The following is a 16300-nucleotide window of genomic DNA, read 5'->3' on the forward strand; positions in this document are numbered from 1 at the left end:
AAACAAACCAATCGATTTGTACAACTGGTCAAATTAATGTTTTAAATAAAGCAATATTGATGCCAACAACCTTTGAGCGGTAATTCATGCAAATCGCAATTAATAACACCCTTAGAGTGCACAACCCCGCAGAATCAGCGTCGTGACTTCACTAATAATGTGCTCACGGTTCTCTTCGCTGCTGCTGATATCGCGATACATATGGTTAACCTGAACCGCAAAATCGGCATAGTACTGGGTCACTGCCCAGATGTTCATAATAAACAGTCGCGCATCGAGCGGTCGGATTTTTCCTTGTTCAATCCACTGATTAATCAGGTTTTCTTTATTGATGATATTGGCAATCGCGCTGGGCCAATACTTGTGCAAATGGTGCCCGCCGCCGAGGACTTCACTGGTAAAAATGCGCGAAAGCTCGGGCTGACGAAACGAGAAATTCATCTTGTTGCGGATATAGCGGCCAAGTACCGCCTCGGGCTCTACCAGACTGTCATCAAACTGAATGATCTCGGCCCAAACGCTTAACACCTTCTGCAGCAGCTCCTCATAAAGCTCCTCTTTACCGGCAATATAATAGTGAAGCTGAGTTTTTTTCATTCCTGCTCGCTGCGCAATCGCTTGCGTGGTTGCGCCTAAAAATCCTTTTTCGCTGAATTCCGCGATGGCTGCCGCGTGAATGCTTTCCATTGTGCGTTCACGGGCTACCCTGACTCGACTGGTGCTGATTTCACTGTTCATATTTGGTGCACTCTGCCTCTTTATGGCGCGAATTTTTGACTCATCTGAGCGGGTTGGCTATCAAGGGTACCCATTTCGGCAACCCCTGATATTTATACAGTGGTTTTATTTTTCTCGCTGATAGACCACTTTGCCGTCAACCAGTGTGCGATAGATGTTGCGGTCATCACCCAGCGTCATCAGCACAAACAACCTCTCGGCCAACGTTTTGCTGTTGCCGCTGCGCAACTGCTGTAAAGCCGTTGCCCCCGGGTCCAGCACCACGAGATCCGCCTCTTTACCGGCATCGAAGTTGCCAATTTTATCATCAAGATGCAGCGCCCGAGCGCCGCCCAGCGTGGCGTGGTAAAACGCCTCAAACGCCGACAGACGATACTTTTGCAGTTGACCGACTTTGTAGGCCTCACTCAGGGTTTGCAGCATATTAAACGTGGTCCCCGCCCCAACGTCGGTCCCCACGCCGAGACGCACTTTTTTCTGCCACGACGCCTGCAAGTTAAACAGGCCGCTGCCGAGGAACAGGTTTGAGGTCGGACAAAAAGCAATGCTCGAGTCGGTGTCGCTGAGGCAGTCCCACTCTTCTTCGTGTAGATGCAGGCAGTGAGCAAAAATGCAGCGCGAACCGGTAAGGTTGTAGTGGTGATAAACATCGAGATAGCGCTGATGCTCGGGGTAAAGTGACTTGACCCAGGAAATTTCGTCAGCATTTTCACTGAGATGGGTTTGCAGATAAATATCGGGATAGTCCGCTTTAATAGCGCGCACCTTTTCGAGCAGCTGTGGCGAAGAGGTTGGCACAAAGCGCGGCGTTAGTGCGTAGCTCAGCCGTTTATGATTGTGCCAACGCTCAATCAGCGTACGGGTGTCGCGTTCGCTCTGCTCTGGCGTTTCGAGCACTGACTCCGGCGCATTTTTATCCATCATTACCTTACCGGCAATCAGACGCATATTCAGCGCCGCCGCCTTGGTGAACAGCGCATCCACCGACTGCGGATGTACTGTGCCAAACACCATTGCGGTGGTGGTGCCGTTGTTAAGCAACTGATCGATGAAGAATGCCGACATGCGTCTGGCGTAGTCTATATCGTGATATTGTGCTTCGGTCGGAAAGGTGTAGTTGCTCAACCACTCGAGCAGTTGCTCACCGTAGGCGCCAATCATTTCAGTTTGTGGATAATGAATATGGGTATCGATAAAACCGGGTATTATCAGTTTGTCGCGATAATCGTCTAAAGGCACTGCAGACGGATTTTGTGCCAGACGTCGCTCGCCCTCTTCACGACTGCCAACCCAGACGATTTTTCCACTATTGAGGAACATCATCCCGTCTTCAATATAACGGGCTTGGCTCTCGACCTCGGCGGGGGTCTCGACTATCTGGCTGAAATCAAAAAAGTTTCCACGAATGGCGCGGGTAATCGTCTGGCTCATAGGTTTACCTGTCTAATTGCAATACTCTTGATCTGGCATGCAGTTTTAAAGAAATTGGTTTTGTTATAGTCCTGTCTTTTTCAAGCAAGGGCTATGCCATTAGTTTGACCAATTGGTCAGTTCAGGTGGTTTTAGTTATAACTTATTGAATATAAAAATTTTATTACACATAATTCTCAACACGTAAGTTCAGGCAGCTGCTAAAATAATGCCTATAACGTTTCCCATTTATTAATTTGAATATGTAGAGTGCAGAACTGCACCAGCAACGAGCAATGTTGCTTTAATTAAGTCAGGGACGTCTTAACCTCGAGAAAGTTATGACCGTACATAAAAAACAGTCTTTGGCTATCGTCACGCTGACGGCGATTGGCGTCGTTTATGGTGACATCGGCACCAGTCCGCTCTATACGCTGCGCGAGTGTTTATCCGGTGAGTGGGGAATTGGCATCAGTCAGGCATCCGTTTTCGGTTTTCTTTCCCTGATTTTTTGGCTGCTCACCAGTGTGGTCTCCATCAAGTATTTGCTGTTTGTACTCAGGGCCGACGACGCCGGTGAAGGCGGTATTTTAACGTTGATGTCACTGGCTGGGCGAAATATAGACACGCGCTATATGCCGATAGTGGTCATTATGGGGCTGATTGGCGGCAGCTTCTTTTACGGTGACGGCGTGATTACGCCAGCCATTTCGGTGATGTCGGCGATTGAGGGGATGGAAATTATTGCACCTAACCTCTCAACCTACGTTGTGCCGCTGTCGGTGGTCATTTTAACCGGGCTGTTTGTGATTCAAAAACACGGCACCGGCAGCATTGGTAAGCTTTTTGCTCCCGTTATGCTGTTGTGGTTTCTTACCCTGGCGGTGATGGGCGTGCGTGGCATTGCGCAGTATCCCGAAATTCTTAAGGCGCTAAACCCCTATTGGGCGTTTAACTTTTTTGTGCAGTATAAGCTGATTTCATTTTTCGCCCTCGGTGCGGCGGTGCTTTCCGTGACCGGTGCCGAAGCGCTTTATGCTGATATGGGGCACTTTACGCGTCCTTCTATCCGCATCGCCTGGTTCAGCATTGTGCTGCCCTCGCTGGTGCTGAACTATTTTGGTCAGGGTGCCCTGCTGTTGCAGCATCCCGAAGCCATCAAGAATCCTTTTTTCCTGCTCGCCCCCGATTGGGCATTAATTCCGCTGCTAATTCTTTCGGCGTTTGCCACCGTGATTGCCTCGCAGGCGGTGATTTCAGGCGTTTTCTCTCTGACGCGACACGCGGTGCGGTTGGGTTATTTACCGCCGATGCGCATTATTTACACCTCAGATAAAGAGTCCGGTCAGATTTATATTCCGGCCATTAACTGGATGCTGTATTTGGCGGTGCTGATCGTCATCGCCAGCTTCAAAAGCTCAAGCAACCTCGCGGCCGCGTATGGCATCGTGGTGACCGGCACGATGGCCCTGACCTCAGTGCTGTTCTGCTTCGTCGCGGTTTATAACTGGCACTGGAATCGCTGGGCGGTTGGGTTACTGTTGGCACTGCTGCTTGCCATTGATATTCCTCTGTTTTCAGCCAATTTGATCAAGGTATTTGCCGGCGGTTGGTTGCCAATTTGTATCGGTATCGCCTTCCTGGTGGTAATGACCACCTGGCGCACCGAGCGTTTTAACGTGTTGCGCAAGATGGCGGAACACGGCAATTCGTTAAGCGCGATGATCACCTCGCTTGAGAAAAACCCGCCGATTCGCGTGCCGGGCACTGCCGTTTACTTGTCGCGCGTGGTCAACGTCATCCCCACCGCGCTGCTGCATAATATGAAGCATAACAAGATATTGCATGAGCGAGTGGTGCTGCTCACTATTCGTACCGAAGAAGTTCCTTACGTGGCCAACGTGCGACGGGTCGAAATTGAACAGCTTTCACCGACTTTCTGGCGGGTAGTCGCAAGTTATGGCTGGCGAGAGAAACCGAATATGGAAGGGATCCTCCAGCGCTGCGCCGTTGATGGACTTAACTGTTTGATGATGCAAACTTCGTTCTTTATGTCGCATGAGGCGTTGATTTTAGGCAAAAGGCCCTGGCACCATCGGGTGCGCGGCATGCTTTTCCTGACGCTGGCGCGAAATGCGCTGCGTTCCCCTGACCTGTTTGAAGTGCCGCCAAATCGGGTGATCGAACTGGGAACGCAGATGGATATTTAAAGGCTTACTCGCCTATTTCAATAGCACTTCGTACTGCGGATTGAACTCGTCAAAAATGGGCAACGCGGCCGCACCGAGCGCCGGGGTATCAATCCCGGTCATGCCCATGCGCAGCCGCATTCCATAGGGATAGCGGCTGCGCACCGAGCTGTAAAGCGGCGTCAGTTTTTTCATCAAACGCTCAACCAGCTCCTGCGGCATCATGCCGCCGATGATCACACACTCAGCGTCAAATACGCATTCCATAATGTTAATAGCCTGGCAGGTTGGCTCAATGACCGTGTCCAGCCATTGGTCAAACAGCTCAGGGTCTACCGCCAACAGGTCTTCCGGCATCGCAGAGACGGGGTCGAGGCCACAACCTTCATACGCCGCCTGCAGTGAGAGATAACGTTCCAGACAGCCGTTATTGCCGCAATAGCAGGCACGCCCGCCAGGTTGCACCACCATATGACCAATCTCGCCCGCATTGTGTGCATGGCCGGTATAAATTCTGCCGTCGGTAAAAATCCCCGCGCCGAGTCCTGTTCCAATATACAGATAAACAAACGAGTTGAGCTGTTTGGCCACGCCGTGAAAACGTTCACCAATGGCCGCTACCGTCGCGTCATTTTCAAGCGTGACCGGCCAACCGGTCGCCGCACTCAGTCTGCTCTCAACGTCAATATTATCCCAGCCGTGCAACGTGGTCGGCCCGAGTGATGAAAGCCCCTCTACCCCAAATGGGCCGGGCATCACAATGCCGATGCCTAGCATCTTACGCCAGTCGATTTTATTATTCTCGCCACCCAAGTCTTGGCGCATTTCTTGCAGTATCTGCTCGATGCATTGCAACGTCGGTTCCGGTTGCGGTTTTTGCACCAGAACAAGGCGGCGAAAGCGCACGTTACCGGTTAAGTCGACCAGCACCACGACCAACGATTGATGGTCTAGGTGAATACCAATCGAGTAGGCGCTGTCGGGGTTGAGAGTCAACGGCGTTGCCGGTTGACCTCTACCTCCGCCGCGGCGGGGCAAATGAGACGACAAGATACCTGCCTGCTCAAGCTCGGTGGCGATATTGGATACGGTTTGCGGCGTTAAAGAAGTGAGACGTGCGATTTCTGCTCGCGTAAGTTCACCATTAAGCCGAATGGCTTCAATGACGACGCGACGATTATGCGCACGAGCATGTTCAAGATTAGTACCAGAAGTTGTCATAACTGCCTATGCACCAAGGGAAAGCTTGCAAGCAGTATGCTGCTAGCGATTAAAGCAATCAAATTGATTTTATTAATGCAGCAGGCATCACAGCGCCGACTGTTAAAAGTATGTTACTTATTAGTGAAAGGTAGTACTGCACGAGATTTATGGTGCACGGATGCTCTAGGTGATAGTGGGTCCATTTTTTTGCCCTCTATTAAAGCAATCAAATTGATTTAATGAATTAACACCTACCCAGCACTAACCGGAGAGAGATGATGATCAAGAGATTACGCCCTGCCACGACCCTGTGTGTGCTTTCTGCCCTCGCCTTTGGCTACTCGGCAAACGCACTGGCAGAAACTACACTTAGCGCTCTTTTTATGACGCAGGCTGCCTACAGTGAAAGCGATATTCGCGCTATGACCGCCGACTTCACCAAGGCGCATCCCGATATCAAAGTAAATCTTGAGTTTGTGCCCTACGAGGCGCTGCACGACAAAATTGTCGCCGCACGCGGTGCCGGAGATAAAGGTTATGACGTCGTGCTTTTCGATGCCATCTGGCCTGCGGAATTCACCAAGTTTGGGTTGCTGCAAGACGTTTCTTCCCGCATCAGCAAAGACGAAGCCGGCAAAATCTTTGACGGCGCGATCTCAACCGTGACCTATAAAGACAAACGCTGGGGCATGCCGTGGATCCTCGACACTAAATACCTCTATTACAACAAAGCCATGCTGGCGAAAGCCGGTATCACTGCCCCACCTAAAACCTGGCAGGAAGTTGAGCAGCAGTCGGAAATTCTTAAGCAAAAAAATATCGTGAAGTATCCGCTGGTCTGGAGCTGGTCACAGTCCGAAGCGCTGATTTGCGATTACACCACGCTGGTTTCGGCGTTCAAAGGCGATTTCTATCAGGGCGGCAAGCTTAACTTCACTAATTCTGGCGCAATGAAAGCCGTGGATTATATGAAAGAGACGCTGGATAAAGGCCTGACCAACCCTAACTCACGCGAATATCTTGAAGAGGACGTGCGCAAGTCGTTCTCTAACGGCGACGCGGCGTTTGCCCTGAACTGGACCTATATGTACAACATGGCTAATGATCCGAAGCAGAGCAAAGTCGCCGGTGACGTGGGCGTGGTGCCAGCTCCGGGCGCAACCGCTGGCGGTGCATCAGGCGTTAATGGCTCGATGGGTCTGGGCATTGCCAAAGCCAGCGCACATGCCAATGAAGCCTGGGAATACATCACGTACATGACGTCTCAACAGGTGCAGGATAAATACGCCAAGCTGAGTCTGCCTATCTGGAAGTCTTCCTATGATGACCCAGCGGTACAGAAAGATCAGGAGCCTCTGATTGCAGCAGCCAAAACCTCATTAAACGTGATGCTGTCACGTCCGGTCACCCCTTCCTACTCTCAGCTTTCGACCATCCTGCAACAAAACCTGCAAAGCGTTCTGCAGGGCAAAGCGTCGGCTACCGATGCGATGGCCGCCGCGACCCAAAGTGCAGACCGTTTACGTTAAGGAATGACAATGCTCAGTTTGCCACAACGTGAGCGTCGTCAGGCATGGGTGCTGTTAGCACCCATGCTGGTGATGATGTTTTTGCTAACTGCCTGGCCGCTGGCCCGCACCCTTTGGCTCAGCTTCACCGATGCCGGACTGATTGGTGACGGTACCTCACCCGCCTGGGTAGGGTCAGACAATTTTATTTATGCCCTGACGGATCCTGATTTTCGGGCGGCCCTTTGGCGCACGCTCTATTTCACCTTCGTGTCGGTGTTTTTTGAAGGCATTATCGGGGTTCTGGTTGCGCTACTGCTGAATCAGAAATTTTGGGGACGCAGTGCGCTGCGCGTGCTGGTTATTCTGCCGTGGGCGCTGCCGACCATCGTCAATGCCACCATGTGGCGGCTTAATTTCAACCCTGACTATGGCAGCATTAATGCCTTGCTGACTCAATTGGGCATTATTGACCATTATCGCAGCTGGCTCGGCTCGCCTGACTCGGCGATCAATGCCGTCATGCTTGCAGACATCTGGAAGAACTACCCGCTGGTCACCCTGTTAACGCTTGCCGCGCTGCAAACCATTCCCGAGGATTTGTTTGAAGCAGCTCGCCTCGACGGCGCGTCGGCCTGGCGTCGTTTTCGTGCGATCACTTTGCCTGCTATTGCGGCCCCGCTCGCGGTGGCACTTATACTGCGCACCATCGACGCCTTTAAAGTCTTCGACATTATTTATGTCATGACCCGCGGCGGCCCGTTGGACAGTACCAAAACGGTCAGCTTTTTCGTCTATCAAGAGTCTTTCAGCTATTTGCGAGCAGGCAGCGGTGCAGCCTACGCAGTGCTGATGACCCTTATCTGCGCACTGTTGATTGCCGTTTATATGCTGATGCTGCTGCGCCAGCGCAAACAGGGAGCCAGTGAATGAAAAAACAAATCCGGACTGTGCTGCTCTATCTGGCCGCCCTGCTGCTTGCCGTCACCATTTTGGCGCCGATGCTGTGGCTGTTTTTGATGAGTGTCAGTTCAAGCACTGATCTGGCGCGTATACCGCTCAGGTGGATCCCGCCGCATTTCGACTTTAGCCGCTATGCCAGTTTGCTCACGCTGCAGGCCGGTCAGCCCGGCGCGTTGTTCCTGCACGCGTTGGCAAACAGTTTGCTGGTTGCCTGCGGAGCCACGGTCATTTCGCTGCTGCTGGCGATACCGGCGGCGTTTAGCTTCTCCCGTTATCCGGGCCGTGACGGCTGGCTTTATGGCAGTCTGGCGATTTATATGGTGCCGCCGGTGGCCTTTGTGCTGCCGCTGTACTTTATTCTCGAACAAATCAGTTTGCTCAACACTCACCTGGGCCTGATTCTGGTCTATTGCTCGATGATCCTGCCGTTTCTGACCTGGATGCTCAAAAACCAGTTCGATTCACTGCCGCTGGATATTGAACAGGCCGCACGTCTGGACGGGCTGCGCTATTGGCAGGTTTTATTGCGTATTACCCTGCCTCTGGCCAAACCTGCACTCGGGGCTTCGGCGATGTTTGGCTGGCTGCTGGCGTGGGATGAATTCTTCTATGCGCTGCTATTTACCAACAACATTGATGCCCAGACGCTGCCAGTTACCATCGCTGGCTTTACCGCCGGACGCGCAACGGACGACGGCCTGATTGCCGCAGTCGGTATTCTGGCCGCCGTTCCTCCGCTATTTATTGCCCTGTGGCTGCAAAAAACGTTGGTTAGCGGTTTAACCAGCGGCGGCAGTAAAGGCTAAGTTTACCCGCACAGATAACAGAGAGTCGTATGAAAAAACCTGAAACCCAGGCCCAGCTGTTTGTGGTGGGTAACCTGAATGTTGATTTAATCATGAGCACGCTCGACCAATGGCCGCAAAAAGGCACAGAAGCCATGCTTGAAAGCAGTTCTCTTCGCCCTGGTGGATCGGCGGGAAACTGCGCGTTGGCGCTGGCGGCGCTGGATACGCCCCACCGTTTGGTTGCTAATCAGGGCAATGACCAGTTTACGCCCTGGCTGGCGGAGATGTTTTCAACCAGTGCGGCGCAGTGGCCGCAGTACGCCTGTGAAACCTCGCTGACCTTTGGCGTGACACACCCCGATCATGAGCGGACCTTCTTTAGTAATCAAGGGCATATAGTTCGCCTGAGTATGGAAGATGTGCTGCAACAGCTGCCGCAGGTAGCCCGCCCTGGCGATTGGGTACTGCTGTGTGGCACTTTTTTGTGTACCGCACTGTTTACACAGTATCCGGCACTGCTGGCTGAGCTTAAAAATCGCGGTTATCAGGTCGCGGTCGATACTGGCTGGCCGCCACAGGACTGGAGTGACGCCCTACGCGAGCAGATTTTACCGTGGTTAATCTACTGCGATGCCCTGCTGCTTAACGAAGTAGAAACCTTGGGTCTAAGCGGCTGTGACAGCCTGCCTGCCGCCGCTGAAAAATTGCTGTCGGCAATGGCTGCCGGTGCAAGCTGCATCATTAAGTGCGGTCCCGACGGTGCACACTGCTGGTCGGCTGAGGGGCATATTTATGATTTGGCTGAATCTATTGAGGTGGTTGATACCATTGGTGCGGGCGATAGTTTTAACGCCGGTTATCTTTCTGCGCTGGTTTACGGTTTAGACAGCGCAACGGCACTGCACTGGGGTATTCGCGTTGCCAGCGCGGCTATTAGCAGTTCACCGCGTCAGTACCCCGACTGGCAAACACTTTTCGCTCAATCCTCATCGGTCACCTCACGGGAGGGACAATAAATGGCAAGCGTTGAACTGGTTAAAGTCGCTAAGAACTATGGCAAACAGCAGGTGCTTAAACCTCTCGACCTGACGATTAATGACGGCAGTTTTACCGTGCTGGTCGGACCGTCAGGATGCGGTAAATCGACCCTGCTGCGCCTACTGGCGGGATTAGAGTCGGTGTCTGACGGTGATATTTTGCTTGATAACAAACAGATCAACAATCTCGACCCCGCGGACCGCGACATCGCTATGGTGTTCCAAAGTTATGCGCTGTATCCGCACCTGACGGTGGCCGAAAATATGGCGTTTCACATGCAGGTGAAGCGTGTGCCTAAGGCCGAGCAGCAAACAAAAGTGTTGCAAGCCGCCAAGGTGTTAGGGATCGACCACCTGTTGAAGCGGCTGCCTAAAGATCTCTCCGGCGGTCAGCGCCAGCGTGTAGCAATGGGACGCGCGCTGGTGCGCAGTCCTAAGGTTTTTCTATTTGATGAACCGTTATCGAACCTGGATGCACAGCTGAGAATGGAGCTGCGCGCTGAAATAAAATCGGTGCATCAGCAGTTTCGTACCACCACGGTCTATGTCACTCACGATCAAGTTGAGGCCATGACGCTGGCTGACTGTATCGTGGTGATGAAAGACGGATTTATCGTGCAGCAGGGCGATCCGCTGGAAATTTATGATCGCCCGGTTAACACCTTTGTGGCGCGTTTTATCGGCTCTCCGCCGATGAATCTTTTCAACGGCACGTTCAGCGAAAAGAATGGGCTGCAGGGCGTACAGTGTGAAAATTTGTGGTTCCCGCTGCCGGAAAAATGGCGTCAAAGTGCGCAGCAATCGGCGGGTAAACCCGTTACGCTGGGTCTGCGGCCGCATGACATCCACCTTGTCGAACACAGCACCCAGCCCGCGGCCACACTGCGACTGCTGGAGGTGACCGGCGAAAGCAGCCTGATGCATATCGACTGGAGTGGGTTCCCGGTGCACGTTCAGTGTGCGGGTCGCGCGCGCGTAACCGTCGACGCCCCGCTGAGCCTCGAGGCCCGCAGCGAAGGTGTTCATCTGTTTGACGCCGCATCGGGGAGTCGCTTACAAGAAATCTAAAACTCGGCCGCTGGACTTATCACACGATATGCCAAAGTCCAGCGGTTGATCCCTTCCTCTGATGCGCTATGCTCAGCTCTTGATTTTCAGTCTTTCTTTTTTCACTATTAAGCAAAAGCTAAGCACTATTACAGCTATTATTCAGGGACTTATTCATGTTCAGGTCAGGGGCTTTCCTTTATATTCAGGCGCTATGCCAATGAAACAACTTTCACTTCCAGGCGGTTATGGTTTGCCACTGCTCGTCGCAGGCGCCATTTTTATGGAAAACCTCGATGCCACGGTTATCGTCACCGCGCTGCCCAAGATGGCTGAAGCGTTTGGCGTGCATGCGATCGACTTAAACATCGGCGTTTCGGCCTATATATTGACCTTGACGGTGTTCATTCCTGCCAGCGGCTGGATTGCCAATCGTTTTGGAACACGGACCATTTTCGCGCTGGCGATTATCTTATTTACCCTCTCTTCCGTGCTGTGCGCGATGAGCACCAGCCTGCCCACTTTCACCGCAGCCCGTATGCTGCAAGGATTTTCTGGTGCCTTGATGGTGCCGGTCGGTAAGCTGGTGGTCCTGCGAAATACCGCTAAGGGTGATTTGATCAAGGCAATTGCCACCATTACCTGGCCGGGTCTGGTTGCACCGATCCTCGGGCCGCCACTGGGCGGATTTATCACCACCTATGCTTCGTGGCACTGGATTTTTATTCTCAATGTGCCGCTCGGTATCATTGCCCTGTTGTTAAGCATTAAACTTATCCCTAATGAAAAAGGTGAAAAAGGCGTGCCCTTCGACGTGACGGGTTTCATCCTTACCGGCGTTGCTTGTCTGGGGTTAATGTTTGGACTGGATCTGTTTAATAAAGGCGGTGCAAGCTACTGGCTGCCCTCGCTTTGCGTAATTGGCAGCCTTGCGGTTGGGGTCTTGGCGGTTAAACACTCATTAAATTCGGTGCATCCACTGCTGCCAATGGTGGCGATGAAAATAAAAAGTTACGGCGTAACAATAATTGGCGGTTCACTGTTCCGCATTGCGATTAGTTCATTGCCCTTCTTACTGCCGTTATTGTTCCAGCTCGGCTACGGTATGAGTGCCTTTAACGCCGGCTTGCTGGTGCTGTCGGTATTTGCCGGTAATTTGGCTATGAAGCCTTTTACCTCAGCCATTCTGTTCCGTTTTCCGTTTAGAAGCATTCTGGTGGTTAATGGATTTCTGAATGCGCTGACCATTTTCGCCTGTGCATTTCTGACACCGTCGGTGCCAACGAGTTTGACCTTCGTTTTGCTGTTTGTGAGCGGCATGACCCGCTCTATGCAGTTCACCGCCATCAATACGCTGGCTTTTTCGCAGGTGCCTAGTGCACAAATGGGCGGTGCCAATACGTTGTTTAATACCGCTCAACAGCTCTCCTCGGGCCTGGGGATCGCCATTGGCGCGCTGGCGCTGCGTGTTGCCGAGCACTTTGAACCGGTGGTAAGCAGTGGCACCTCGCTGGGTAGTTTTCGTCTGGCGTTTATTATCGTGGGATGTTTCGCGCTGCTGGGCATGCTTGACAGTCTAACGCTGAATGCCAAGGACGGTGATGAAATTCGCCAGAAGAAAAAAGTCGCTTCGTAATATTTCAACGGTGAAGGAGAGATAGCTGCTTTCCTCCACTCTGTGTTATTAATAATTGCAAGCTTATGTCGTAATCTTTGCCCTGCGCGCAGGGCTTATTATTTTAAGGAAATCAGAGATGATCGTTTTTGTAACCGGCGCAACAGCCGGATTTGGTGCCGCTATTGCACGCAAATTTGTTAATGCAGGACACCAGGTAATCGCGACGGGCCGTCGTAAAGAACGTTTAGCCGATTTGAAAGCGGAGCTGGGCGATGCGCTGTATGTGACGCAGCTAGACGTTACCGATCGCGCTTCAATCGAACAGGCCATAGCCTCGTTACCCGCCGAATGGCAAAGCATTGATGTGCTGGTCAACAACGCCGGTTTGGCGCTGGGGTTGGAAACAGCGGACAAAGCGTCACTGGATGATTGGGAAACCATGATCGACACCAATACCAAAGGCTTGGTCTACGTCACTCGCGCCGTGTTGCCGGGAATGGTTGAACGCAACGTGGGTCACGTAATCAATATTGGATCGACCGCCGGTAACTGGCCTTATTCAGGCGGTAACGTTTATGGCGCGACAAAGGCGTTTGTGCGTCAGTTCAGCCTTAACCTGCGTACCGACCTGTTTGGCACTAAAGTACGCGTCACCAATATTGAACCGGGCCTGTGCGGCGGCACCGAGTTCTCGAACGTGCGTTTTAAAGGTGACGATACCAAGGTCGGTCAGACTTATGATAAAACCAACCCGCTGACCGCAGAAGACGTGGCTGAATCAGTGTTCTGGGCCTCTACGCTGCCTGCACACGTTAACATTAACTCAATCGAGATGATGCCGGTCAGCCAATCACTGGCGGGACTGCGCGTTCACCGCGACGCGTAATGCTGCTTTGGGTGGTACGACAATGGGCGCCTTAGTAAGGTGCCCTTTTCTATTTAAATCAATGACTCAGTTGGACTTCCAACCGGAGATAATAATGAGCATGCCTGCCAAGGCAACGAGTGCACCCACCCAATCCGAGGTGGCCAGTTTAGCGCCATCAACGTATCGCAACCACAGCAGCGCGGTCATCACATAAACGCCACCATAGGCGGCATACACGCGCCCGCTGGCCGCCGGATGCAGGGTCAGTAACCAGACAAAAAGCGCCAGACTTGCTGCCGCGGGCAGCAATAGCAAAATGTCCCCCCCTCTTCGTAACCAAAGATAAGGCAGATAGCAGCCGATAATTTCGGCCAGTGCAGTGGCAAAAAACAGCAGCGTCGTTTTAAACATTAAGGTAAGACTGACTCCGTAAGTTCAATCGTATATAAACCGTCTTCCCGACTTTAGGTGACGTATGCAGTCAGGGTGGTATAATTTCAGTAATCGCGCTAGCGATGTGTAAACCTATAAGGATGAGCTAATGAATACAACAGTTATGTCTCGATTGCTGCGCCGCATGTTGCCTGTCGCTTTGCTGGTGCTGTCAGGTACCTGGCAAGTTGCCGCTCATGCCGAAACCAACTGTGCAGGCGGTACCTGTGTGTTTGGTGGTAACGGCAATAATGCAATGAGCAATGAAGAAGCGCGTCAAAGCAAAGAGCAATGGAACGCCACTCGTACACTGCGCGATCAGAAAATCAATCGCCAGGAAAAAGATAATGCCAAGTATGACCGTTCCGTTGACTTGCGCGATAGATGCAATGCCAGCCAGAATGTGAATGCCTATTGGGAACCTACCACCCAGCGCTGCCTGGACCGCCGTACCGGCACACAGCTACTGGCGCCATAATTTATTTTTTAGCTAATTGATGTTGTTGTTGATTGCCGTAGTCAAAAGATTGCAGTTCACTGCTAAACTTTGCATACAATCTTTTTAAAAAGGACGTCATTATGAAAAAGACTTTAGTGATTGGACTGGCTTTGTTAACGCTGTCTCCACTGGCTGCAATGGCCTCATGCGACAGCGTTAAAGCTGATATCACCAAGAAAATTGTGGCAAATGGGTTGCCGGAGTCCGGCTTTAAACTCGACATCGTCGCCAATGATCAGGCCGATAAGGCCAGTGGTCAAGTGGTCGGCCACTGTGATAACGACACGCAAAAAATCGTCTATAGCAAAACGTCTGACGGCTCTGATGACACCACTTCAAACCCGAAAACCGGCACCAGTCAGGACGCAGCAGCACAATAATTATCTTTAAAATGTAATGCAGTGCCTAAGCCGTACAGCGCTTAGGCCCTTTTTTTATGCAATATTTCGCAGATTTGGTTGGTGTAGCACTTAACGCCTGCCATCACTTGCCGGTGGGCACCCGTCACGTAAATCAAACACCGCCGTTTTCTGGTAAATAAACAAACGATAATCACAACTCTGAGCCAGATAACGTTCAGGCTTAAAAGCTTTCATCTCAGGCGTGGTATTGCTGAACCCCATTCTAATATTTTGCCCCCAAAACAGCGGGTAATAGCCCCACGAGTAAGATTCGACCAGCATGGGCAATTGAATAATACCAATCAACGGAAAAGCACGCAGGCTCGGCTGGACGTCTGGCGATTGGCCAAGTTGACCGATAAAAGCGAGACTGGTGGCTTCATCCTGCGATATATGTGACAGGTCGGCTTTAATCTGTTGAATAACGTTTACCGTGTAGCTCTGGGTGTTTACTGCCGTATTAAAGCAGGAGATCATCATCACCATGAAATAGAGTAGCGGCACGCAGTATAAGCCTGCCATAAAACGGCTTACCGAGGGGAATGCCTTAATACTTACGTAGAAGCAGAACAAAAACAGGCAGCTGGAGGCAATAATGACGCGTGGAACAAATACCGGGCTCGCCAAAATTGTTGAAAGTCCTGAAACGGTGGCGATAACAACGACCGGTGCGGCTAAAAGCAACAAACCGCTGGCCACCCTAAATCTGGCAGAGATGACCGGTCGACGCAGAGTTGTTAAAAAAAATAGTCTTAGCAATCCAACGAATAAGATGGCCAATGGAAGAACAATTAGCAAGACTCTGAGTCCTGGAAAAGCACTCATATACAGGTCAAAGAATTGAACTATATTGCGCGAAAGAATAGGCACCATGTCTGGGCCTAATGACACTATTTTACTGTGTTGCAGACTGTATTCATCAGTGGGCAGCAGGTTAACGATAACAAGTTTATAAATCAGTACCGCCGCAATACAGGCAAAAAGCTTGTCACTTAAGAATCCGAGCGAGTTTTGTTGTCGGCTCCACAGGCTCACCGTCATTATAACTACGCAGCCGATATAAATATTTAACCCTGTCTGATAGGTCATCATCGTTATTAGCAGCAGCGCCGTAGTCAACAGTACGTGTTTAATTCTAGAAAGACTCAACGACAGACTGGCAATCAACGCTAAGGCGACGGCAAGCAGCATCGTCATCGAGTCGTAGGAGAAGAGCATCGACTGCGCAAGAAACGGATTGAGAGTCATAAACTGCGCTGGCACCAAAGGCCAGTAACCCTTGAGGGGCAACTCCAGTTTTTCAACATAAATGACGCTGGCCACCGCCAGAGACCCCAGTCCCAACAGCAGCGGCAGCGGGGAAACGTCATTTATCACTGAGCTGAATCTGAGTAACTCATTTAATAGCCAAGTTATGGGTCTGCCGTTACTGAGCCAATAACTTCCACTGCCCCCCATGATGCGATAATAATCATCCTGGTAGTAAACTTTATGGGTCAATAAAGGCAAGGTGACCAGTATCCCCACCAAAAAGGTTAACAATATTTTTCTATTACGACTTACCAACTTAATAATAGGCTGGCTGGTGTGCATTTTTTT

15 protein-coding genes are annotated in these 16300 nt (G+C 51.4%); 10 read left to right on the plus strand and 5 right to left on the minus strand.

Features of this window, described 5'->3' with window-relative positions; genetic code table 11:
• Window positions 1-111: 111 nt before the first annotated feature.
• Window positions 112-738 carry a TetR family transcriptional regulator C-terminal domain-containing protein gene (locus GA565_RS12950; protein ID WP_152198789.1) on the minus strand — a complete coding sequence of 209 codons (627 nt, stop codon included), beginning with the start codon at window positions 736-738 and terminating at the stop codon, window positions 112-114.
• Window positions 739-843: 105 nt separating this feature from the next.
• On the minus strand, window positions 844-2169 hold the full coding sequence (gene guaD / locus GA565_RS12955) for a guanine deaminase (RefSeq protein WP_152198790.1): 1326 nt from the start codon (window positions 2167-2169) through the stop codon (window positions 844-846).
• Between the two features lie 320 nt (window positions 2170-2489).
• On the opposite strand from guaD, the gene kup reads away from it, so the two are divergent.
• Window positions 2490-4358 carry a low affinity potassium transporter Kup gene (gene kup / locus GA565_RS12960; RefSeq protein WP_152198791.1) on the plus strand — a complete coding sequence of 623 codons (1869 nt, stop codon included), beginning with the start codon at window positions 2490-2492 and terminating at the stop codon, window positions 4356-4358.
• A 12-nt stretch (window positions 4359-4370) separates the two neighbouring features.
• On the opposite strand, the gene GA565_RS12965 is transcribed toward kup, so the two are convergent.
• Window positions 4371-5558, minus strand: a complete 1188-nt coding sequence (locus tag GA565_RS12965) for an ROK family transcriptional regulator (RefSeq protein ID WP_152198792.1) — start codon at window positions 5556-5558, stop codon at window positions 4371-4373.
• Window positions 5559-5818: 260 nt separating this feature from the next.
• Here GA565_RS12965 and GA565_RS12970 point away from each other — a divergent pair, with 260 nt between their 5' ends.
• The 7 genes from GA565_RS12970 (at window position 5819) to ydfG (ending at window position 13387) form a co-directional block, all read left to right on the plus strand.
• Complete coding sequence (locus tag GA565_RS12970) at window positions 5819-7069, plus strand: extracellular solute-binding protein (protein WP_055772286.1); 1251 nt, start codon at window positions 5819-5821, stop codon at window positions 7067-7069.
• Between the two features lie 9 nt (window positions 7070-7078).
• Window positions 7079-7981, plus strand: a complete 903-nt coding sequence (locus GA565_RS12975; protein WP_152198793.1) for a carbohydrate ABC transporter permease — start codon at window positions 7079-7081, stop codon at window positions 7979-7981.
• Window positions 7978-8817: a carbohydrate ABC transporter permease gene (locus tag GA565_RS12980; RefSeq protein ID WP_152198794.1), complete on the plus strand. Its 840-nt coding sequence runs from the start codon at window positions 7978-7980 to the stop codon at window positions 8815-8817. The genes GA565_RS12975 and GA565_RS12980 overlap by 4 nt, the downstream gene beginning before the upstream one ends.
• 29 nt (window positions 8818-8846) lie before the next feature.
• Complete coding sequence (locus tag GA565_RS12985; RefSeq protein WP_152198795.1) at window positions 8847-9815, plus strand: carbohydrate kinase family protein; 969 nt, start codon at window positions 8847-8849, stop codon at window positions 9813-9815.
• On the plus strand, window positions 9816-10904 hold the full coding sequence (locus tag GA565_RS12990; RefSeq protein WP_152198796.1) for an ABC transporter ATP-binding protein: 1089 nt from the start codon (window positions 9816-9818) through the stop codon (window positions 10902-10904).
• Between the two features lie 193 nt (window positions 10905-11097).
• Window positions 11098-12519 carry an MFS transporter gene (locus tag GA565_RS12995; RefSeq protein WP_226950964.1) on the plus strand — a complete coding sequence of 474 codons (1422 nt, stop codon included), beginning with the start codon at window positions 11098-11100 and terminating at the stop codon, window positions 12517-12519.
• Window positions 12520-12637: 118 nt separating this feature from the next.
• Window positions 12638-13387, plus strand: coding sequence for a bifunctional NADP-dependent 3-hydroxy acid dehydrogenase/3-hydroxypropionate dehydrogenase YdfG (ydfG, locus tag GA565_RS13000; protein ID WP_152198798.1), 750 nt, complete (start codon window positions 12638-12640; stop codon window positions 13385-13387).
• A gap of 66 nt (window positions 13388-13453) precedes the next feature.
• On the opposite strand, the gene GA565_RS13005 is transcribed toward ydfG, so the two are convergent.
• Complete coding sequence (locus GA565_RS13005) at window positions 13454-13780, minus strand: YnfA family protein (RefSeq protein WP_152198799.1); 327 nt, start codon at window positions 13778-13780, stop codon at window positions 13454-13456.
• Window positions 13781-13910: 130 nt separating this feature from the next.
• On the opposite strand from GA565_RS13005, the gene GA565_RS13010 reads away from it, so the two are divergent.
• Both GA565_RS13010 and GA565_RS13015 read left to right on the plus strand, forming a co-directional pair.
• Entirely contained in the window at window positions 13911-14279 is a 369-nt protein-coding gene (locus GA565_RS13010) for a DUF1283 family protein (RefSeq protein ID WP_152198800.1), read from the plus strand.
• 101 nt (window positions 14280-14380) lie between these two features.
• Window positions 14381-14680: a DUF1161 domain-containing protein gene (locus tag GA565_RS13015; protein ID WP_152198801.1), complete on the plus strand. Its 300-nt coding sequence runs from the start codon at window positions 14381-14383 to the stop codon at window positions 14678-14680.
• A gap of 90 nt (window positions 14681-14770) precedes the next feature.
• On the opposite strand, the gene GA565_RS13020 is transcribed toward GA565_RS13015, so the two are convergent.
• Window positions 14771-16294, minus strand: coding sequence for a glucosyltransferase domain-containing protein (locus tag GA565_RS13020; protein ID WP_152198802.1), 1524 nt, complete (start codon window positions 16292-16294; stop codon window positions 14771-14773).
• Window positions 16295-16300 lie beyond the last annotated feature (6 nt).

Origin of the sequence: Rouxiella sp. S1S-2, assembly GCF_009208105.1 — a bacterium.
Classification (GTDB): domain Bacteria; phylum Pseudomonadota; class Gammaproteobacteria; order Enterobacterales; family Enterobacteriaceae; genus Rouxiella.